Annotated in this window: 17 protein-coding genes, 3 tRNA genes and 1 pseudogene; 12 read left to right on the top strand and 9 right to left on the bottom strand. The window is 47.4% G+C overall.

The features are described 5' to 3' along the window. Positions 1-118, top strand: a pseudogene (locus ACFS7Z_RS27450) (IS1 family transposase); the annotation flags it as partial. Between the two features lie 109 nt (positions 119-227). Here the strand turns inward: ACFS7Z_RS27450 and ACFS7Z_RS22170 are convergent. Then, complete coding sequence (locus ACFS7Z_RS22170; RefSeq protein WP_377489732.1) at positions 228-1,004, bottom strand: SAM hydrolase/SAM-dependent halogenase family protein; 777 nt, start codon at positions 1,002-1,004, stop codon at positions 228-230. A 99-nt stretch (positions 1,005-1,103) separates the two neighbouring features. Here ACFS7Z_RS22170 and ACFS7Z_RS22175 point away from each other — a divergent pair, with 99 nt between their 5' ends. The 3 genes from ACFS7Z_RS22175 (at position 1,104) to ACFS7Z_RS22185 (ending at position 4,907) form a co-directional block, all read left to right on the top strand. Further along, complete coding sequence (locus tag ACFS7Z_RS22175) at positions 1,104-2,144, top strand: PhoH family protein (RefSeq protein ID WP_377489735.1); 1,041 nt, start codon at positions 1,104-1,106, stop codon at positions 2,142-2,144. A 220-nt stretch (positions 2,145-2,364) separates the two neighbouring features. After that, positions 2,365-2,793 carry a GNAT family N-acetyltransferase gene (locus tag ACFS7Z_RS22180; protein WP_377489738.1) on the top strand — a complete coding sequence of 143 codons (429 nt, stop codon included), beginning with the start codon at positions 2,365-2,367 and terminating at the stop codon, positions 2,791-2,793. Continuing rightward, on the top strand, positions 2,793-4,907 hold the full coding sequence (locus ACFS7Z_RS22185) for a ComEC/Rec2 family competence protein (protein ID WP_377489741.1): 2,115 nt from the start codon (positions 2,793-2,795) through the stop codon (positions 4,905-4,907). The genes ACFS7Z_RS22180 and ACFS7Z_RS22185 overlap by 1 nt, the downstream gene beginning before the upstream one ends. Positions 4,908-4,973: 66 nt before the next feature. Here ACFS7Z_RS22185 and ACFS7Z_RS22190 read toward each other — a convergent pair whose 3' ends face one another. Next, on the bottom strand, positions 4,974-5,054 hold the full coding sequence (locus tag ACFS7Z_RS22190) for a hypothetical protein (RefSeq protein ID WP_377489936.1): 81 nt from the start codon (positions 5,052-5,054) through the stop codon (positions 4,974-4,976). An 8-nt stretch (positions 5,055-5,062) separates the two neighbouring features. Further along, on the bottom strand, positions 5,063-5,182 hold the full coding sequence (locus ACFS7Z_RS22195) for a hypothetical protein (protein WP_377489938.1): 120 nt from the start codon (positions 5,180-5,182) through the stop codon (positions 5,063-5,065). 422 nt (positions 5,183-5,604) lie between these two features. Between ACFS7Z_RS22195 and thiL the strand changes: the two genes are divergently transcribed. Then, on the top strand, positions 5,605-6,630 hold the full coding sequence (gene thiL, locus ACFS7Z_RS22200; protein WP_377489744.1) for a thiamine-phosphate kinase: 1,026 nt from the start codon (positions 5,605-5,607) through the stop codon (positions 6,628-6,630). Positions 6,631-6,780: 150 nt separating this feature from the next. Here the strand turns inward: thiL and ACFS7Z_RS22205 are convergent, their stop codons facing one another. Together ACFS7Z_RS22205 and rlmD are read right to left on the bottom strand one after the other, a co-directional pair. Beyond that, on the bottom strand, positions 6,781-7,149 hold the full coding sequence (locus ACFS7Z_RS22205) for a hypothetical protein (protein ID WP_377489747.1): 369 nt from the start codon (positions 7,147-7,149) through the stop codon (positions 6,781-6,783). 144 nt (positions 7,150-7,293) lie between these two features. Next, positions 7,294-8,703, bottom strand: a complete 1,410-nt coding sequence (gene rlmD / locus ACFS7Z_RS22210) for a 23S rRNA (uracil(1939)-C(5))-methyltransferase RlmD (RefSeq protein ID WP_377489750.1) — start codon at positions 8,701-8,703, stop codon at positions 7,294-7,296. Positions 8,704-9,126: 423 nt separating this feature from the next. Between rlmD and ACFS7Z_RS22215 the strand changes: the two genes are divergently transcribed. Next, the gene (locus tag ACFS7Z_RS22215; RefSeq protein WP_377489753.1) at positions 9,127-9,936 is read left to right on the top strand and encodes an SDR family oxidoreductase; all 810 of its coding nucleotides are present in this window, start codon (positions 9,127-9,129) and stop codon (positions 9,934-9,936) included. A 72-nt stretch (positions 9,937-10,008) separates the two neighbouring features. Here ACFS7Z_RS22215 and ACFS7Z_RS22220 read toward each other — a convergent pair whose 3' ends face one another. Next, positions 10,009-10,743: an SH3 domain-containing protein gene (locus ACFS7Z_RS22220; protein ID WP_377489756.1), complete on the bottom strand. Its 735-nt coding sequence runs from the start codon at positions 10,741-10,743 to the stop codon at positions 10,009-10,011. Between the two features lie 70 nt (positions 10,744-10,813). Between ACFS7Z_RS22220 and ACFS7Z_RS22225 the strand changes: the two genes are divergently transcribed. From ACFS7Z_RS22225 to ACFS7Z_RS22240, 4 genes are all read left to right on the top strand, one after another. Beyond that, positions 10,814-10,886, top strand: a tRNA-Lys gene (locus ACFS7Z_RS22225). Between the two features lie 157 nt (positions 10,887-11,043). Next, a tRNA-Lys gene (locus tag ACFS7Z_RS22230) sits at positions 11,044-11,116 on the top strand. Between the two features lie 120 nt (positions 11,117-11,236). Further along, positions 11,237-11,857, top strand: a complete 621-nt coding sequence (locus ACFS7Z_RS22235) for a DUF4403 family protein (protein ID WP_377489759.1) — start codon at positions 11,237-11,239, stop codon at positions 11,855-11,857. A gap of 461 nt (positions 11,858-12,318) precedes the next feature. Continuing rightward, complete coding sequence (locus ACFS7Z_RS22240) at positions 12,319-16,128, top strand: DUF5689 domain-containing protein (protein WP_377489762.1); 3,810 nt, start codon at positions 12,319-12,321, stop codon at positions 16,126-16,128. Between the two features lie 452 nt (positions 16,129-16,580). Here ACFS7Z_RS22240 and ACFS7Z_RS22245 read toward each other — a convergent pair whose 3' ends face one another. Both ACFS7Z_RS22245 and ACFS7Z_RS22250 read right to left on the bottom strand, forming a co-directional pair. Further along, the gene (locus ACFS7Z_RS22245) at positions 16,581-17,942 is read right to left on the bottom strand and encodes a hypothetical protein (protein ID WP_377489765.1); all 1,362 of its coding nucleotides are present in this window, start codon (positions 17,940-17,942) and stop codon (positions 16,581-16,583) included. A 10-nt stretch (positions 17,943-17,952) separates the two neighbouring features. Further along, positions 17,953-18,711, bottom strand: coding sequence for an ABC transporter ATP-binding protein (locus ACFS7Z_RS22250; RefSeq protein ID WP_377489768.1), 759 nt, complete (start codon positions 18,709-18,711; stop codon positions 17,953-17,955). A 293-nt stretch (positions 18,712-19,004) separates the two neighbouring features. Between ACFS7Z_RS22250 and ACFS7Z_RS22255 the strand changes: the two genes are divergently transcribed. Continuing rightward, a tRNA-Leu gene (locus tag ACFS7Z_RS22255) sits at positions 19,005-19,086 on the top strand. A gap of 241 nt (positions 19,087-19,327) precedes the next feature. Beyond that, complete coding sequence (locus tag ACFS7Z_RS22260) at positions 19,328-20,542, top strand: site-specific integrase (RefSeq protein WP_377489771.1); 1,215 nt, start codon at positions 19,328-19,330, stop codon at positions 20,540-20,542. Positions 20,543-20,854: 312 nt separating this feature from the next. Here the strand turns inward: ACFS7Z_RS22260 and ACFS7Z_RS22265 are convergent, their stop codons facing one another. Then, on the bottom strand, positions 20,855-21,181 hold the full coding sequence (locus ACFS7Z_RS22265) for a hypothetical protein (RefSeq protein ID WP_377489774.1): 327 nt from the start codon (positions 21,179-21,181) through the stop codon (positions 20,855-20,857). Between the last annotated feature and the right edge of the window lie 82 nt (positions 21,182-21,263).

Genomic DNA, 21,263 nt, shown 5'->3' on the forward strand with positions numbered 1-21,263 from the left:
CCTGAGGACCAGGAACAGGAGGATAGTCAGAAAAACAGCCTGCTTCTCGAAAAAAGAGCAGAATCATGACAATGCAATGAAGCTAATTTTCTATTACCGAAACCATCATACATTCTAGACCACAACCGAATTTTGAATAATTAACGAGTTGAAATGGGTGCTAAAGCCAAATAAGGGATTTAGGTCCTTTTATTCAGTCATTCAGTTATTCAAAATTCAAAGTTACATCAACTCCCCGGGTAAAACCGCACGTCTACCTGCGAATCAAAGCCGAGTCCGAGAAGTTCTGCTGCATGGCCTTTGTTTATACCGATGCAGAGCTGGCCCTGGCTGTTGTAGATGCAGCAGCAGTCGCCGTCGTCTACCTGGTTGTAGGTAGGGTAGACGCGGCCCACAGTTTCGCGGCCGAAGTGAATGGTGAAGGTGCGGCCATGGGCAATGGTGTCGATGCTGTCGGCGGTGATGTCTGTCACCAAGTTGCCGTAGCGGTCTACATGAATGACGTGGCCCGTAATGGAGTGGTCGTTCAGGCGCAACTGGCGGTTAAGCAGTTGCCTGTACTTTTGGGTGCGCTCGCCCAGCACGTCTATGTCGCCGCCTTTCGCCAGGAAAACCGCCGCATTTGCCAGCAGGTCCTTCGCCGGAAAGGGCATGAGCGGGCGGTCCGTTTTCATCTCTACCACTACCTCTGGCTGCCCATCTGTCAGGAGTGAGAGCAGGCCGTTGTCTGCCAAAAGAAAATAGTGCCCTTTGTATTTTGCAGCATGAAATTTGCCGTGTCTGTTACCGTGGGTGTCAATGGCGGCCAGGTGCACCGTGCCCTCCGGGAACTCCCGGTAAACAGAGCCAAGCACAAATTCTGCATGGGCAATGTTATAGGGTTCGATGGCATGCGACACATCCACGATGGTTGCCTGCGCGTCCTGAGAAAGAATTTTGGCTTTTACAGCGGCCACATAATGGTCGTTATACCCAAAATCTGATGTAAACGTAATTACAGCCATAGCACGAACTATAATCTTTATGAATTTGTATTAAATATAAACCAAATTTACTTAACTTAAATAAAACATTACTCACAGACTATATAGAGGAGCAATAATTTGGTAGAGAAAATAATAACATTAGAGAACATCTCTCTGATTGATTTTCTGGGGACAGAGAATCAGAATATCAAGCAGCTCGCTGCTGCCTTCCCGAGCAGCAAAATCATCTCGAGAGGCAATGAAATAAAGATCCAGGGCCAAACGCCCGAAATTACAAAAATCCATGAAATACTGGGTTCCCTAATCGACCACTACCACAAGTTCGGAAAGATTACGCACAGCAGTGTAAATAGATACCTTTCTTCTGACTCTTTTACCGACGAAGAAGTAATTGTTACTTCCCCGGATGTGATTGTGTATGGCAGCAAGGGCGGCGTGATAAAGGCCAAAACGCCTAACCAGCAGAAGCTGGTGGATGCTGTGGAGAAGAACGACCTGGTGTTCGCCTTAGGGCCTGCCGGTACAGGTAAAACATATGTTTCGGTGGCACTTGCAGTACGGGCGCTGAAGAACAAGGAAGTAAAGAAAATCATTATCTCCAGGCCCGTGGTAGAGGCAGGCGAGAGCCTGGGCTTCCTGCCAGGCGATATGAAGGAGAAGGTAGACCCTTACCTGCGCCCGATATATGATGCCCTGGAAGACATGATTCCAGTAGAAAAGCTGAAGTATTACCAGGAAAACAAAATCATTGAAATAGCACCACTCGCTTACATGCGTGGCCGTACGCTGAACAATGCCTTTGTGCTGCTGGATGAGGCGCAGAATACTACTCCTGCCCAGATGAAAATGTTTCTGACGCGTATGGGACCGAACGCCAAAGTGATGGTGAACGGCGACTGGTCGCAGGTAGACTTACCGCGTAACCAGCGTTCCGGACTGATGGAAGTACTGAACATTCTGCGCGGTGTTAAAGGCATCGGCTTTGTGGAGATGAGCGCCGAAGACGTGGTTCGCCACAGACTGGTACGCGATATTGTAAACGCTTATACCAAACTGGAAGAAGAGCGACGTGCTGCCAGAGTCGAGGCAAAGTCTGCTGAAGACGACAGGAAAGAGCCTACCTATGATCGCCGCAGGAAGTTTAATTCAGAATACTAACAAGGTGGAAAACAAAGAGGCGCAACATATTGCGCCTCTTTTTCCTTTTTAGGTTTTCAGAATAGTAGCAGACGCTTTTTAGTGAAGCTTTTAACTCACACCTAATTCCTCCGAGGAGGGGTCTTTCCGCACGAGTAAATAATTCCCCTCCCGGAGGGGTTAGGCGTAGGTTATTTCAATTATCACGAACTCAAAACTTTAAACTATATAAAGCTCCAACATGATTGAGCTAAAACGAATAGACCAGGAGCAGGATCTGAAGGCAGCTTACAGCATCCGTGAAAAGGTTTTTGTGATAGAGCAGCAGGTGCCGGCCGATGCCGAGTATGACCAGTATGAAGGTGCCGCCAAACATTACCTGGCCACATACGAAGGTACGCCCTGTGGTGCAGCCCGCTGGCGCGTGACCGACAAGGGTGTAAAACTGGAGCGTTTTGCGGTGCTGCCAGCATACCGTAACAAAAAGGTAGGTGCGAAGCTGTTAGAGGCGGTGCTGGAGGATGTGCAGCGAGAGCATCCGGATAAAGAGATTTACCTGCATGCACAGCTGACAGCTGTCAATTTTTATAAAAGAAACGGATTCGAGGCAGAAGGCGACCTATTCAGCGAGTGCGACATTCAGCACTACAAGATGATCTATAGAGACTGATGCTGCGGTGGGCGCCATACCCTTTTATCCGCATCACGCTTAGTCTGGTAGCAGGTATACTGCTATACTTTATTTTAGGCGAAGGCCTCCATTATAGCATGGAGATCTTCGCCTTTTTTGTAGCCGCTTTTATCATAGCGGCTGTCTTTTCCTTAAGAGCTAAAGCTGCCGAAGCAACGAACATGGCTGGTATAGTGGGCCTGCTCTGTTTTGTGTTTCTCGGCTTCTGGGCAACACATCTCCACACTGAAAAGAACAACCCGCAGCACCTCCTGCACCTTTCGGGGCAACCAGCCTATTATGTAGGGGTGGTGGAGGATTACCTGGTGCAGAAGCCCGGCTACCAAAGCACCGTCCTGCAGGTACAGCAGGTACAGGTAAACGGAAAGTGGCAAGCAGCCGATGGCAAGGTGCAGATTTCTTTACCCCATGATTCAGAGAAAACCTATGAACTGAATTATGGCGATGTGCTGCTGATTAAAGGTGCTCCTCAAAAAGTAGCGCCACCCGGCAACCCAAACCAGTTTGATTACCGGCAGTACCTCGCTAACAAAGGCATCTATCACCGCCATTACCTGCAGGCTTTCCAGGCACAGAAAATTGGGTCTGCGCCACCAAGTCCGCTGCTAGCTGCCAGCATTCACCTCCGCCGCAACCTGGATTTTCTGCTGCGGCAGAGGATAGAGGCAAGGCGGGAGTATGCTATTTCCTCTGCACTGATTCTGGGTGTGAAAGACGAACTGGATAACTCTATCCGGAGCGCCTATGCCAGCACGGGCACCATGCATGTACTGGCGGTGTCGGGGCTACATGTGGGCCTGATTTACCTTGTGCTGGTGTGGCTGTTCAGCTTCTTTGCACCTTCCGTGCGGCAGCGGGTGCTTCAGGCGGTGCTGATACTGGGCTTCCTGTGGACATACGCTTTCCTGACTGGCCTATCACCATCAGTGCTGCGGGCTGTGGTAATGTTCAGCTTCGTTACTGTGGGCACAGCCATCAAGCGGCAGACGAACATCTACAATACCATTGCTATTGCCGCGGCTGCGCTGCTCCTGCTAAACCCGTACAACCTGAAAGAGGTGGGCTTTCAGTTGTCGTTCCTGGCAGTGCTGGGCATTGTATACCTGCAACCAAAGCTATACGGCCTGCTGGAAATCAACAACTGGCTGCTGGATAAAGTGTGGTCGTATTTTACCGTGGCGATAGCTGCTCAACTGGCCACGCTTCCGCTGGGCCTGTTCTATTTCCACCAGTTTCCGGTATACTTCTGGTTTGCAAACCTGCTGATTGTGCCTGCAGCCATGTTCGCGTTGTATACCGGTATTGTGGCATTAGCTTTCAGCTGGGTGCCAGTATTGAGCAGCCTCCTGTTCGCCTTACACTACGGCATTGTCTGGGGGATGAACTGGTTTAATGAAGTGGTGCAGCACCTGCCTTACGCTCTCCTCAACGGCATCGACATTACGGCACTGCAGACCTGGCTGCTGTATGCATTTTTCATCATGCTCCTGCTTTTTGTAGCGCTTCGTCAGCTTCGCTACTTCGCTTTGGCAACAGGGATAGTGGCGGTGCTTTCAATTAAGGAGATTATGGAAACTGTGCAGCAGAAAGAGCAGGAGTTACTTACCATTTACAACGTGCGCGGCTCCACGGGTATAGCTTTAGTACAGGGGCAGCAGGCCACTTTGCTGGCAGATTCCGCTTTGCTGCATGATGAAAGCAATTTCTCGTTCAACATCCAGCCGCATCTCTGGTATCTGGGGGTAGCGCGGCCACAGTTCGCATCTATGGGTAGCGGTGCTATCGCCAGTGCAGCTTATACTATGCTGCCGGACAGCAACAGCCTGGTGGTATGGCAGGGACAACGCATGCTCTTGTTATCGCATCCCCCGCAGCTAACTTCTCAGCAGCCTTTGTCACCCAACTACCTGCTGCTACGAAATAATGTCCGCGTGAAGCCGCAGGTTCTGCAAGCTTATGCTCCCGGCAAGGTGATTTTAGATGCCTCTAACAGCCCCTGGTACCGGCAGCGCCTGCACCAGCAACTCGATACCCTCGGCATCGCTTATTATGATGTAGCGGATTCCGGGGCTTTGGTGGTGCGGCTAAGATGATACCTGCCGTTTTTACATTTGCCGGGTCCAACCACCCCTGCCCCTCCTTGTCCAAGGAGGGGAGCACTACCTACTGAAGCTACTGCTGATTTCCTGTAGAACGTGCTTTAAGTTTTGAAATACCTCTTTGTTTTCGAAGCGTAGCACCTTTATACCTAAGCTTTTAAGTGCTTGGTCACGTTTCTCATCAAAATATTCAGCATTAGAGTTAGCTGTGGACCTTGCCCGTCAAGCTCCACAGCTAACCTTTCTGATGGACAGTAGAAGTCAAGGATATAGTTACCGACACTGTGCTGTCTCCTGAACTTGCGGCCTTAAAGCTGGCCTTCCTTGAGGTATTTCCAAAGTTCAGCCTCAGCGGGTGTCAAACTGCCTCTAAGCTCTCTTCTGTTCTCCTTCAGATACTTCCTGTTATGCAGTGCCATTATTTCATTGTCTTCTTTAATGCTTTAGATACAGAAAATGAAAGTAAAGGTATAGTAAACGAAGGCAGGCAGAAGTAAAAATAGCAGGCTCCCCCCCTTAGACAAGGAGGAGCAGGGGTGGTTGGACACGGTACAGCAGGCATAATAAGGCATAAAAGCACCATCGTCATTGCCCAGCAGCTTCCTGAACAAAGGTGGTACAAAACCCTGCAGACACCCAAATACTTCTTCCCTCAATTTCCGTATCTTTGCACATCCAAAAGAGAAATAGTATGAGTGAGTATACCCCGCTGAGCGAACTTGGTGAGTTTGGCCTGATTAAAAAGATAAAAGAGAAGTTTGAGCTGCGAAATGAGTCTTCAGTGAAAGGCATCGGCGACGATGCTGCCGTGCTGGAGCCGCAGGAGAAGCAGCTGGTAGTATCCAGCGACATGCTGCTGGAAGGGGTGCATTTTGACCTGACGTTCTGCCCGCTGAAGCACCTGGGCTACAAGGCTGTGGCGGTGAATGTGTCGGATATTGCAGCCATGAATGCAAAGCCAACCCAGATTACGGTAAACATAGGTGTGGGCGCACGCTACACGGTGGAGGCGATAGAAGAACTCTACGAAGGCGTCCGCCTGGCCTGTGAAAGCTATAATGTAGACCTGGTTGGCGGCGACACAACATCTTCCAGGGCTGGTCTGGTTATCAGCGTGACGGCGATAGGGGAGGTGGCCAAAGGAGAAGCTGTCTTGCGCAGCGGTGCCAAGGTAAACGACCTGGTGTGTGTAACCGGCGATTTAGGTGCGGCCTATCTGGGGTTGCAGGTGCTGGAGCGGGAGAAGCAGGCGTTTATAGCAAACCCGGAGATGCAGCCAGAGCTGGAGAATAAACAGTACATCGTAGGCCGGCAGCTGCGGCCGGAGGCTCGCATGGATGTTATCTATGAACTGAAGGAATTGGGTATTAAGCCAACGGCTATGATTGACATATCGGATGGCTTAGCCTCTGAATTAATGCACATCTGCAGCCAGTCGGGTGTGGGTGCTACGGTATACAAGGACAACCTGCCTGCCGACAGCCAGATGCTGGAAACAGCCGTAGAGTTTAACCTCGACCCCATTACGTGCATCATGAATGGCGGGGAAGACTATGAACTGCTCTTCACCATTCCACTGGCGGACCACGAAAAAGTAAAAAACCACCCGGACATTACTATCATCGGTAAAATCACGGAAGCCAGTGAAGGCGTGAACCTGGCTAACAAGCACGGGCAGGCGTTTCCGCTAAAAGCTCAAGGCTGGAGTCATTTTTAGTGACGTATCAAGTATTCCGTTTCACGTAACGCGACTGCTAAAGTTAAAACAGAAGAGGCTGCTTAGTTATTTCGAAGCAGCCTCTTCTGTTTTGATACAATTCAGCAAAATCATTATCGTGCTACGTGATTCGAAATACGTGCTACGCATCTAATCTTCCGGGAAAGGGATGAACACGAAGTTCTGGAAGTCGTTGTCTACTACAAAGAGGCAGCAGTACTCATCAGGGTCTTTATAGGCTGCTTTAAAATCATTCACTTTTTCAGGCATCACCAACTGCCGCTGCACGAAATCTTCTAAATAAGAGGCATTAATGTGCCACTCCAGCGCTGCTTCTTCCTTTGCCAGGAACACAGAACCCACCGGCACTTGCGTGCGGCTGAACACGAAAATTGGATATTCAGATATCTTGCGTTTGCGCACCTGGTACGATGCTTCTTTCAGCGTCTCGGCTACCACCACAAAATCTTTGGAGATGGTACCAAGGTATTTGCCGTTTAATTCCGGATCGTTTTCCATATTTTTTTGCGTATGAGGTAGTTCGTAGCGAGTATCACGACAAAAGATCTTCTTAAGATTCCCAGCTCATTACAAGCCACAGTCATGCAGAAATAATATTATCATCTAAGCCAAGTCTTGCCACATGCTTCGTGATACGTTTGTCTATTTCGCTATTAACAATACTATGTTCTCTACGTGGTGCGTCTGCGGGAACATATCCACGGGCTGTACGCGTGCCACGTCATACTTTGTGGAGAGCAGTTCCAGGTCACGGGCCTGTGTGGCCGGATTACAGCTTACGTACACGATGCGGTTTGCGTGTACCTCCAGCAACTTGGCTACTACGTCCTCGTGCATACCAGCGCGGGGCGGGTCCGTAATCACAACATCAGGTCGTCCATGGCGCTCCAGCAGCTCATTTGAAAGAATGTCTTTCATGTCTCCTGCATAAAACGTGGTATTGTTGATGTTGTTGATCTGCGAGTTGATTTTAGCATCTTCAATGGCACTGGGTACATACTCAATACCGATCACCTCCCTGCACTGCCTCGCCACAAAGTTAGCAATGGTTCCGGCTCCTGTGTACAGATCGTATACCAGTTCGTCTCCCTTCAGGTCAGCCAGTTCTCGCGCCAGCCTATACAACTCGTATGCCTGTTCTGCATTGGTTTGATAAAAGGACTTAGGCCCCACCCGAAACTGAATACCTTCCATTTCTTCATGTATGTATGGCAAGCCATGGTAGCACACCACCTCCAGGTCATGATAGGTTTCGTTGCCTTTCGGGTTCACCACGTACTGCAGCGAAGTAATCTCCGGGAAAGTTACCTTCAGGTGCTCCATAATTCCCAGGATATCCTCCTGGTCATTCCGGAATACCTGCAGAATGACCATCAGTTCTCCCGTATTGGCTGTCCGGATGATGAGGTTGCGTAGGAAACCGGCCTGCTTCACCACGTCGAAAAACTCCAGCCCGTGCTCCCGGCCATACTTTCTTACTTCCAGCCGAATGGCATTGGACGGGTCTGGCTGCAGGTAGCAATGCTGGATGTCCAGTATTTTGTCGAAACGGCCCGGGATGTGGAAGCCCAGCGCATTCCGGTCGAACTCTTCCACTGACTTTATCTGTTCATTTGTGAGCCAGCCGTTAGGGGAAAAGGTAAACTCCAGCTTGTTGCGGTAGTACCTGGTTTTGGCCGAACCAAGTATAGGATCAAACTCAGGCATGGCCACTTTGCCAATGCGCTCCAGGTTATCTTTTACCTGCTTCTGTTTGTAGTATAGTTGTGTGTCGTAGCCAATGTGTTGCCACTTACAGCCGCCGCAAACCCCAAAGTGCTCACAGAATGGCTGAACGCGCAGCTCTGAATACCCCCTGAAAGCAACAGGCACGGCCTCCAGAAAGGATTTCTTTTTGCGGGTAACGCGTAGGTCAACCACGTCGCCGGGAGCTACACCACTCACAAAAATGACCATGTTGTTATGGCGCGCCAGGCATTTCCCTTCCGCCACCATCTCCTCGATTCTTATATTTTCGAGTATCTCGAACTTCTGTTTCTTCTGTTTTCTCACAATGCTGCAAAATTAATCAAAATAGAGGAGAAACAGGCAGGAGTGTGTTCTTGATGAAGGGAATAGCCTTTTGTAACTGAGCTTGCATACTAGTCCCGGCGGGACAGCCTGTTAATAGGAATCAAATCTATGGATTCTCAAGCTCCAGCGGAGTAACCTGTAGTTTTTTTAAACAGGCCGCTCCGCTGGAGCTAAGGGTAAACTTTAGCCATCGGGCTATCAACAGGTCGTCCCGCTGGGACTCAAAGGGAGTTAGTATTGTTTTTTTATAAGCTTCCAAAACTATGATCGAATTCAGACCTGCTGAATTTTAGCTTGCTCCAGAAGCCAAACCAGAAGAGGAGGTTTATCACTTAACAATCAACAAAAAGCAATCCACAATAAATTTTAACTTTGTGGCTTTTAATTCAGAATATGATCAGCATGAAAAATAAAGTGGTTTTGATAACTGGCGGAACATCCGGTATAGGGAAGGCCTGTGCCTTTGCTTTTGGCGGGGCAGGGGCGAATGTAGTTTTCTCAGGGCGCAATCTACAGAACCTGCAGGAGACATCGCGGGAACTAACGGCGGCGGGCATAGACAACCTGCCGGTGCAGGCCGATGTAAGTGTGGAGGAGCAGTGCCAGCAAATGGTGCAGAAAGCTGTGAGCAGGTATGGCCGACTGGATGTGCTGATCAACAATGCCGGTATTTCGATGCGTGCTCTTTTTGAGGACCTGGAATTGAACGTTATCCGGAAGGTAATGGATATTAATTTCTGGGGTACCGTGTACAGCACTAAGTTTGCCCTGCCTTACATCAAAGCAGAGAAAGGCTCCATTATTGGGATTTCCTCCATAGCCGGTTACCGCGGCCTGCCTGCGCGCACTGGTTATTCCGCTTCCAAATTTGCCATGCATGGTTTCCTGGAAACATTGCGCACCGAGTTGCTGTATTCTGGCGTTCATGTGCTGTTAGCATGCCCTGGCTTTACGGCTTCGAACATTCGCAACACGGCGTTGGCAGCCAACGGGCAGCAGCAAGGCGAGACACCGCGGGAGGAAGAAAAGATGATGAGTGCCGAGGAAGTCGCCGAAAGAATTCTGCAGGCAACACTTAAACGCAAACGCGACCTTGTGATGACAACGCAGGGTAAACTGGCTGTTTGGGTAAATAAGCTCTTCCCGAGCCTGGCCGATAAGCTGGTGTATAACGTAATGGCAAAGGAAAAAGACTCTCCTCTGAAAAAATAAAGAAGCGTATCACGTAGCTCGTATCAGGTATCACGTTTATCGTGTGTCGTGATACGAAGTACGAGCTACAGTTTATGGTAACTCCAGCAAATTGCTCTTTCGGATGAAGGCTTTCTGGCCTTTCCATTCTATCTCGTACCAGATGTCCTGTTCCCCCCTGATGGGTACTTTGTGGCCTTCGGTGGCCGTGGCCAGCCAGGAGCCGCCAGCAGAGGGGGCTGACATAATGGCAACATGGTTGTTTTTGATGATACCCGCATCTCCCAGGTTCAGGAAGTTGATGTAGTACAGGATAAACAGCAGGTATAGCGTAAAACTGATTTTGAAGGTGTTGGTGAAGCGGTGGCCTTTGCGCCAGCTAAAGAACATGATGGTGGCGGTGACGACGGCTGCCAGCAGCATGAGTTCCAGAATGCGCATGTAGTGTTTGCTGAACTGCGTTTTAAAGAACTGCAGGTCGTTGTATTCATACCCCTGCAGGCGGTGTGCCTGCGCCAACTCTTCCATCTTCCGGAGTACCGAACGGCTGGGTTCTTTCGTATAGAAAAGATGCAGGTAATACATGGCGCCGGTATAGTCGCGGAGGCCTTCTTTGATATAGGCCATCTTCAGCAGCATCTGGGGTGAATACAGCTGCTCCTGTAAGATCTGCTCGTACAATTCGAGCGCTTCCGTGTAATGCTGTTTTAGGAACAAAGAGTCTGCCGTTACCAGTGTTGTTTTATCTGCCTGAGCATAAGCCGGTTTTGCCAGAAGGGCCAAAAAAATGACTAAAAAAGCAGATATTTTGAACCAAAGGTTTTGCATTTAAAAACTTAGCTGTTAGTTTTGCATCGCAATTCAGGGAAACGTCCTGAGAAATGCAAGTTAATAAAAAGATTCTGTAGCTCAGCTGGTAGAGCAATACACTTTTAATGTATGGGTCCTGGGTTCGAATCCCAGCGGGATCACAATGAGAGCGAAAGCCTTTTCTGAATGAAAAGGCTTTTTCTTTCTACTCTTGCTGAAGAGAAAGCAAAGTGAAAAGAAGCAGGAACAGGAAATAAGTTTTGGTTAATTAAAATTAAGTTCCTATTTTTGCACTCCCAAATAAATGGGAACAGTACTGATTCTGTAGCTCAGCTGGTAGAGCAATACACTTTTAATGTATGGGTCCTGGGTTCGAATCCCAGCGGGATCACTTCTTAAGCCTCAAACGTTCGTTTGAGGCTTTTTTTTTTCTACTTTTGGCAACATTAGATCATCCCGGATGGAGCCTGATAAACTGTTCTCCTTATCCGACAACGTACCACCTACCCATATGATGGAAAGTTCAATCATAGTTCAAGTGCCAATTTCGATATCATATCCGGCTTTAGAAGGAGTACTTAAAAAGAAAATGGTTGGTCAGCCTGTTCCCAAGCCAGAACCAGGCGTACAAACGCCTCCGTACGGCCAGATACTGGACATCGGGATATCAGGAAGTAGCACAGGTGCCTATGACGTTATTCTCAGGATAAAACTGAGGATTCTCCGGACAGTTCTGAAACGGGACCAGGTGGATTTGTATGTTTTCGCAACGTTAGGCTACGATAATGCAACGCAGCAGTTATTTGTCCGGAAGTTTAAGATGAACTCCAGAACCTCCAGTGGTTTTTACAATGCTGCCTTAGAAATGCTTATAAACAATGCAGCCTACAATCAAATTATAAAAAAGGCAAGAGTTAACCTAAGCCAGATTATTTCAGAAGAGCTGAACAAGGCCAACAGCAGGCTGGAAGAAGGTCTTGAACTAAAGGGAGTAAAAGTGTTGGGAGCAGTACAGGGGGTGCGTGTGCAGGATATCATACCCCAGCAGGACAAGGTATCGCTCTCCTTTGAACTGCAGGGAAACCTGGAGTTAGAGATTGATGATTTGATTAGCCTCATGCCTGCTGAATAAAAACCGGCCTGTTTAAAGGTTATCTACGGAAGTATACTTAACAGCTTCTATTCTTAACAAATACTTTCCATAGACATAGATTAGCTCCGCAACTATAGTGGAGCAGGTGCTCTTATACAGTCAATGATGCCCTACGACTTGCACCGATTAGCGGGGCATTGACCTTTCTTACTCAACTTGCGTTTCTACAAATTCTATCTATTTCAAATCTTTTTAATTGTATAATACCAATTCTAATTAGTTATAATAGACGCTTAAAAAAGTTCTTACATTTGAAATAGCTTTTATTCCTTCTTCAATTATAATGCTGAAGAAAGGCTTTTTACATGCTGATTTGGGGCTTTTGCCAAAGTTCTTCTCATAAAAGCCATAATTAAAGATTAGTTAACACCACGCATGCATACATCTTAACCGTAAGAAGTATTTTTGTACTTGTTCCTACGACCACTAAATCTTAAAAAATGAGAAAACTTCTACGATGTATGTGTGGCATTGGTGTACTGGCTTTTCTGGGTATGGCAAATGAAGCCAATGCTCAGGATATCTTCATTAATGAACTCCATTATGACAATGCTAGCGCAGAAGTAAATGAAGCCATTGAGGTTGCCGGACCTGCTGGTACAGATCTGACAGGCTGGAGCCTTGTGCTCTATAACGGAAACGGTGGCACTACCTATTATACAAAGTCGCTGAGTGGTGTTCTCCCGGACCAAAATAATGGCTTTGGTACACTTTACTTTCCGATTGTGGGAATACAAAATGGAGCACCCGATGGTATTGCACTCATTAATGCTGCTGGTGAAACTGTACAGTTTCTGAGTTACGAAGGTGCATTTACAGCCGTAGGAGGACCTGCTGACGGTTTGATGAGTACAGACATTGGTGTAAGTGAGGCAGGTACGGGTCCTGCTGACTTTTCACTGCAACTAACAGGCGCTGGCCGCATGTACAGTGACTTTGTTTGGGCTGCAGAGGCCTTAAATACTTTTGGATCTGTAAACGCCGGCCAAAGCTTCGGCGAAGGCGGCGGTAATGAACCGGAGCCGGAGCCAGAACCAGAAGTGCCTAAAAACCCTACGACCGGCGCAATAGTCTTCATCAATGAAATTCATTATGACAATGTGGGAACTGATGCGGGTGAGGGTGTGGAAGTAGCCGGGCTTGCCGGTACCGACCTTTCAGGCTGGCAACTGGTGCCTTACAATGGCAACGGCGGTGCACCATACAATACTACATCCTTAACCGGCACTATTCCAAATCAGCAATCCGGTTTCGGTACTGTTTTCTTTGCCATAAGTGGTTTACAAAATGGGGCTCCTGATGGTATAGCTCTTGTTGATGCTGCCGGGAGCGTCGTACAGTTCTTAAGCTACGAAGGTACTTTTGAGGCAACCAGCGGCCCGGCTGCCGGCACGGCCAGCACCGATATAGGCGTAGAGGAAGGAAGCGGTACACCTGAAGGCTACTCCTTACAACTTACAGGAACAGGTTCTGCCTTTGAATCCTTTACATGGGCGACAGAAGCTGTAGCCACCTATAACAGCGTTAATAACGGGCAAGTGTTCCTTCCATTACAGGATGTTGTCTTCGTCAACGAACTGCATTACGACAACGACGGTGCAGATACAGGAGAAGGCGTGGAAGTGGCAGGTAATGCCGGCGCTAACCTTGAAGGCTGGACGCTTGTTGCCTATAACGGCAATGGCGGTGCCTCCTACAGTACTGTTACCCTGACAGGCATTATTCCGAATCAGCAGAATGGCTACGGTACCTTGTTCTTTTCTATCGCAGGCCTGCAAAACGGGGCTCCTGATGGTATAGCTCTTGTAAAAGCTGACGGTGCTGTTGTTCAGTTTTTGAGCTACGAAGGTGTCTTTACAGCGGTGGGAGGCCCTGCCGATGGTATGATGAGTACAGACATTGAGGTTAGTGAAGGAAGCACTACACCCAATGGCTTCTCGCTGCAACTGACGGGTTCCGGCTTCAGTTACGATGCCTTTACTTGGTCAGGCCCCATTGCCAATACGTACAATGCTATTAATACAGGCCAGAGCTTCGGAACTGGTGGTGGAACAGACCCAGACCCTGTGGAGCCGCAGGAGGTAACTATCGCTGCCGCACGTAACCTGCCTTTGGGTACGCAAGTAATTGTGAACGGCACGCTAACCGCAACAGACCAACTGGGAGGCCCTGCCTTTATACAAGACGAAACAGGCGGTATTGCCCTCTTCGATAGCCAGGTGCATGCTCCTGGCACGTTCAGCATCGGTGACTCTATACAGGTTACAGCCTCTATCGGAGCCTTTAACCAACAGGTGCAGTTAGTAGATGTAACCAGCCTGGAGAGCTTTGGCCCAGCCACGCAACCTATAGCGCCAGTGCAGGTAACTATTGCTGAGCTGAGTCCGGCACTGGAGGGGCAATTAGTTACTATAACCAATGCATCCTTCGTTGACACAAGAGGCCTGCTGTTCCCGGAAAGCAATTACCGCATCACGGATGGCACTGGCACCCTGAACCTTCGATTAGACGGAGATGTAGAAAGCTTGGTGGGCCGTGAAATACCGGATAATGCTGTGAACATTACGGGTGTTGTCGGAAGCTTCAGAGGCACCCTGCAACTGCTTCCGCGCTTTATCGAAGATGTGCCAGGCACTACACCTTACGTGCCGGCAGGTACGGATATTCCGATTGCAAAAACGCTGGACGTAATGACCTGGAACATGGAGTTCTTCGGTTCTACCATTCCTACTTTCGGGCCCTCTGATGTGCAACTGCAGCTGCAGAATGCCGCCCGCCTCATAGACAGTGTACATGCCGATGTGATTGCCGTGCAGGAAATATCGGATGAGAGCCTGCTGCAGCAACTGGTAGACATGCTTCCAGGCTATGCAAAAGTATGCTCCGACCGTTTCTCTTACTCCTATAATGCGCCGGATCCTAATTTCCCGGACCAGAAGCTTTGTTTTATCTATAACACGGAAGTGATAACGCTTGTTGATGAGCGTGTAATTTTTGAGGAACTATATGATGCTGCCCGCTCAGGTGCCAGCACGCCACTGGATGCATACCCTACCAGTCCATCTTCGTTCTGGTCGAGCGGAAGGTTGCCTTATATCATTACTGTAGATGCTACCATCGAAGGTGTAACGGAGCGGGTACAGTTGATTAACATTCACGCAAAGTCAGGCGCGGCAAGCTCAGACCTTATCAGAAGAAGGTTTGATACGCAGGCACTGAAAGATACCCTGGATCAGTACTATCCTGATGCCAACATCATTCTGCTGGGTGACTACAACGATGATGTGGATGAGTCGATTGGTGGTGGTGAAACTACCTACAGCACGTTCGTGCAGGCTGACAATTTCAGAGTGGTGACGTCTACGTTGAGTGAAGCAGGCCTTCGTTCTTTCATCACAAGAGACAACGTAATCGACCACATCACCATCAGCAATGAATTGTATGATGAATACCTGATGGGTACCGCAACACTGGTGATACCATTCAACTGGATAGAAAATTACGCTAACACCACATCCGACCACCTTCCAGTCTTTACCAGATTTGAATTCGCAGAGCCGCTTTTGGTAAATGCCGGTGCTGATAAGGTAGTCTACTACGGCTACACCCCATCCGCCTGCACAACGTTATCAGCCAGTGCGGCCACGGGTGGTGTGGCAGGTTATACCTATACCTGGAGCACAGGTCAGACGGGCCAGACCATAGAGGTTTGCCCACAGATTTCCACTACCTATACCGTAACGGTGACAGATGCTAGAGGCGTGTCTGTAACAGATGAGGTGCAGGTGTGTGTGGTGGACGTAAGCTGCGGGAATGCCAGCAACCCGAAAGTGCAGGTATACTATAACCCATCCGGTAAAGAGGGAAGAGGCAAAACGCTTTGTATAGAAAATGATGCTGTACCGGCACTTCTTGCCCTGGGAGCTACCTTAGGCGATGGCAATGTGACACAATGTGATGGCAGCCCCGTTCCAGCAGGTGAGGTTGATCTGAGGGAGCTTTTCTCGCTTCTGGTGTATCCGAACCCGGTTTCAGATTACCTGAACATCATATCTGACAAGATAGCTGACTGTGAAGTAGAGTTAACCTTCTATAACAGGTATGGAAAAGAAGTGTACAGGAACAGCCACAGTATACAGAATGGTAGCCTTAACCTGGACATCAGAAATGTACAACTAAGCAAAGGCCTTAACTATCTGAAGGTAATAAGCCAGTACGGCACGCAGACCATGCGGATTATCAAGTTCTAAAGTGGGCTAAATTCAGAGTTGAAAGACCCGGCCATCGAGCCGGGTCTTTGTGTTTAAGGCTAACGCGTGCTAAGACCGCAATTTTTCAATCAAAATAATATAGTCTAGACTCAGCGGGACGATCTATCAATAGCCTTATGCTTAGTATACATTTTAAGCTCCGGAGGAGGGCCTGGCAATCTTTGCCAAACAGTCCGCTCCTCCGGAGCAAATGATTGATATTTTGCTTTCTAACAAAAGTTCGCCCCGCTGGAACTATACTTACACCTAAATCAGCCATGCTACTTGTTTTCAGCTAACGCATCAGGGATGTTTGGAATGACAAAGAATGTACAGAAAGTGTGCTTTGGCGAAAAATGCACCGACGGCATTTAGTTTTACCATACAACAGAAAAGCCCTTGATTTACAGGGTTGTGGATCAGGGGCTTTTGTGAAAACTTGTTTATGCAGGCTAAGCTTCGGTTTTATACAGTGTCTCGAAGAGCTTGTGTTTGTAAGCCGGATACTCCCTCAGGACGGCAACCAAGGCGAACATAACGCCTCCTACCAACAGGGGATAGAGCAGGTACAGCACAGGGTGTATGCGGGGCAGGAACAGCATGCTGAACAGGGCAATTGCTATGAAATTGTATAGGTAAGATGTTTTCGCACTGAAGCTGAAGACGCCCCCTTTCACTGCCCTTGGGCTCACAATTGAGGAAATAATACCGAAAGGTATCAGCACCAGAATAGAGGTGATGTACATCAGTACAATGAACAGTGCGTTTTCATGGTTAAAGAAGGTGACATAAAGGAATGTCAGTACAGCATCCAGCAGCAGGGGCACACGCAGCGGCAGCAGGCTCGCCCTGATGAAATCTTTATATGTGCCGCTACTACGCTCTATTGTAAGCCACAAGTTGCGGTAAAAGCCCCAGACGTTGTTAAATACATAGGAAAACATCACCAGGGGGCCAACAAATATCCAGAGCGAAAGTATTTCATCAAAAATGTGATTGCCTTTCTTCATAAAAGAAATGGCGTCAACGGCTAAGATGATCAGTTTGAACACCATGCCGAAAATCAGCATTTGCTTTGCCAGCTTATGGTTCTTGAAAAGGCGCCATCCCAAGCTGCGGCGGGCACTGCCGCTGTAACTGACCACTTTATGGCGTACGTCGGTAGCCGCGTGTTCTAAAAAAAAGTTGGCCGTGACAAAGAAAGCAAGAGCAGCCATATGTACAATCAGCATCAGCCAGTCTGAGGTAGGTTTGAACATAGGCACCCGCACCTGCAGGGCTAAAAATGCAGCGGCCATCACAGCAGCCATATAGAAGAAGCTGTTTGTCCATTGAATCTTCCGTTCCACAAACACCTGCAGCGAACGGAGCGTGACATGCGCTGTCAGCAGGACCAGTATACTTTGCAGAAAGTGCACCAGGTCATAAGCAGGCGCCATAAGGAACAGGAAAATGAGAAAGTTAAGCGCGATGAAGTAGAAAGGAGAAACCAGCTCTACCACTAACTCCGTCCAGAACTTTTTAAGCAGGCTTATCGGGTAAATGCGCTGAATAACGGCTGACTTGGGAACATAAGACGGGAAAAAGCCTCTGAGGATAATAATCACCAGCAAAAACAGGTTGGAATACTCCAGCACTAGTTCAGGGCTTTGTTTTATGCCACCCTCCTGGGCTTTTTGAAGTATAATGGTGAAAACCAAAGCGTAAAACCCGGCTAATAAAATTCCAAGGGCAAGCAGGAGGGCCCGCTGTTGCGGCTTCTGCCTGAAAAAGCTGTCGATCCTTGCGCGGCAGGAGAAAAAGATTAATTCCATACCCCACGTATCAGTTAAGCATCCAATCCATGTTTGTCTCTGCGTTGTGGTGTGGCAGAAGCAGCTGGAAAAGCGCCTGGTCTATGAGGTTGGCGCCGTTCATGGTAAACTCCTGCACAGAGCCGTTATACATCAGCTGCCCATCATTCAGAACACCAATGTGCGTTGCCACTTTCTCTACATAGTTCAGGTCGTGTGACGAGATAAGTATAACGCGGTTCATGTTGCGGTAACTGCGGATGAGGTTCACCAGCAACTGAGCAGCTATAGGGTCAAGTCCGGTAAAGGGCTCGTCCAGGATAAGCACCTGCGGCTTGTGCAGGATGGCAGCGGCAATACCCACCTTCTTTTTCATGCCTGTGGAGTAACCGGCAATGTTCTTGTACAGCGACTCCTTATCTGAGAAAAAATAGTTTGTGAGGCTGGCGATGCGCTCCCCGGCCACGGTAGGGGAGAGGCGGTACAGCTTGGCCACAAAATTCAGGTACTCCAGCCCTGTGAATTCTTCTATCAGAGGATTGTCTTCGCAGAGGGCCCCAAGGTTTTGCTTCAGCTCAAGTGAGTGGTGCTGGTAATTCTTGTCAAATAAAGAAATAGTGCCTGCATCGGGCTTCATCAAATCAAGAATACAATTCAGAAAGGTACTTTTGCCGACGCCGTTTTTGCCCAGGAGGCAATAAATCTGCCCTTTTTCAATCTTTAAATCAAGCTCTTTTAAAACATGCTTTTTCCCAAATCCTTTCGATAAACCGCTTATCTCGATGCTCATATGCTACTCCGTACGAAATGAATATAAATAAATGCGTCAAAACTTCCCGCATCTATACTACTATAGGAATCCTGTCTTCAAATTTCTGAAATGACTGAAGCTATATCCCGCCTGCTTATGCTGACTTCAACTATGGCTTTTTCAGAATGCCTATTTTATTTTAAACACGGCTTCCTATATAAAGTTCTATTATATTGATATTTATGATGTATTCTTAAGAATAACTTAATTTAAGAGAAATCCGCTTTGCAAATGTCGAAAGCCCTCTTTATTTTTGCAACCACATTTTACCTGCGCACGTGGTGAAACTGGTAGACACGCCATCTTGAGGGGGTGGTGCCTTCGGGTGTGGGAGTTCGAATCTCCCCGCGCGCACTTATCTAAAGCTGGTACTCCCTATCAGCTAAATAAGAAAGCTCTATTCTAACTGGATAGGGCTTTTTTGTTTTTAAAGCCTGTCTTTAAGCTCCCATATTCCTTATTTCTCAGTGACCCAGCCAGTGACCTGTAGTTGTAAGGTGAGTTGGGTCACTGAATAGCTTGTAAGTTGCTGATTACTTTTGTTTTACACCAGTGTAACTTGTATTCTAATGGTTTACTTAAAGAACAAAAACACATGAAGACACAGCACACATTTTCCATCCTGGCGATGGTCAGAAGAAACAAACCCAACAAACTGGGAGAAGTACCTGTCTTAGTAAGGGTAACACTTGATGGCAGTATCAGCGAGATAGCCTCCAAACACTACATCAAGCCTGAGCTATGGGACTCTGCTAAAGGAAGGGTAAAAGGCAGGTCAGACCTTGCTAAAACCATCAATGATACCATAGACTTATTTAAGCTAAGGGCTAAACAGCAATACAATAAGCTTCTAGAGGGAGGCAAAGATGTCGACCTGATGGCTATTAAGAATGGGGTCTTGGGAATAGAAGAAAAACAGCCTACCTTATTGGATGTGTTCTCTAAACTGGTGAGAGATGTGCAAGCAAAGATAGGAGTAGAGTACAGCCTTAGTTGTTATAACGCTTATAAGGCCACAGAGAATCATCTTATTAAGTTTCTGGAAGAAGAATACAAGTTGCAGGACTTCAAACTAAAGAATTTGTCCTACAGGTTTATAGCTGACTTTGAACTCTACCTAAAGACAAAAGGCAAGTGCAGGCAGAATGGTGCCATCAAGCATATTCAAAGGGTGAAGAAGTCAGTGAAGATAGCGTTAAAGTATGACTACATCCAGAAAGACCCTTTTCTCTTACACTCCATGAGCAAGGATAAGGTCATCAGGCTTCCTTTGAATGAAGGGGAGTTGAAAACCTTAGAGGCTGTTCACTTCAATGTTGAGAGACTAGAGATTGTTAGAGACATGTTCCTCTTCACCTGTTATACAGGCTTAGCCTTCATTGACGCTAAACTCCTTAAAAAGGAGAATATTGGAATTGGAATAGATGGAGAAGAGTGGATATTTACTGAGCGTCAGAAGACAGGGAATACTTGTGCAATACCACTTCTTCCACCAGCTAAGGCTATCATAGAGAAGTATGCAACCCATGTCAAGGTACTAATATCTGGTTGCCTGTTGCCTATTCCATCTAACCAAAAGTTCAATGCCTACTTAAAAGAGATTGGAGATTTATGTGGTATAAGGAAGAAGCTCACTGTGCATATTGGTAGACACACCTTTGCGACTACGATAGCCTTGCAGAATGGGGTACCTATGGAGGTTGTCAAGCAAATGCTGGGGCATGACAACATAAAGACTACACAGATTTATGCAAAAGTAGAAACGCGTCTTATAGCTGATTCCATGAAAGTACTGCGAGATAAGATGTGAAGTAAGAGAGGTAGGTTTAATCTGCCTCTCTATTACTTTATTGGTAATCTTCAGCCTGCCCCTCAGATGGGATGTTCGATGCAAGAAAACAAGGAATATCAAGATACTGCAATATTCTTACCACACTGATAGATGTAAAGATAACAGAGGGTAGAATTGTTAATGCGTTAAAACACTTATAACAAGAGCTTTATAGATAGTAGGTGCAATTAAGATTGAACAAGCTGAGGGGGAGTAATTGTGGTAAGTACTATTCACTAAATGTATATGAGGCCTTATCTCAAGCCTCCTTCTTTCCTTAGCCTCATTTACCTAGCTTATTACACCCCTAGCTATCATAGCTAAAGAGTCAAGTTCCTTCTGCTGGTCATTAATCTGGTCCTGTTGCTGCTTAATGGTACTCCTATAGGAAAACCAAGCTAGTACACCAGTAACTATAGCAACCAAGGTTCCAAACATAGTAGTATAGGCCTGTGCCTTATCAGTCCAAGAAGGTTCATCTTTAGTAGCTTCTATTATAGCTTTTAGAGCCTGCTTACTCATTACAAGGCTATCTACACCTGTAACACTAGCTTGGGAGGGATTAACAGCAGCCAAGGTATACTGAGCTATGGCTAAGGTTTCTACATAGAGATTCATAATTGTTAACTAGATTAACATCTAAATATAGTATTCTAACCTTATAAGTGTAGGTACTAAGTCAATTCACATCTGATAAAGG

Source organism: Pontibacter toksunensis, from assembly GCF_042686245.1.
Classification (GTDB): domain Bacteria; phylum Bacteroidota; class Bacteroidia; order Cytophagales; family Hymenobacteraceae; genus Pontibacter; species Pontibacter toksunensis.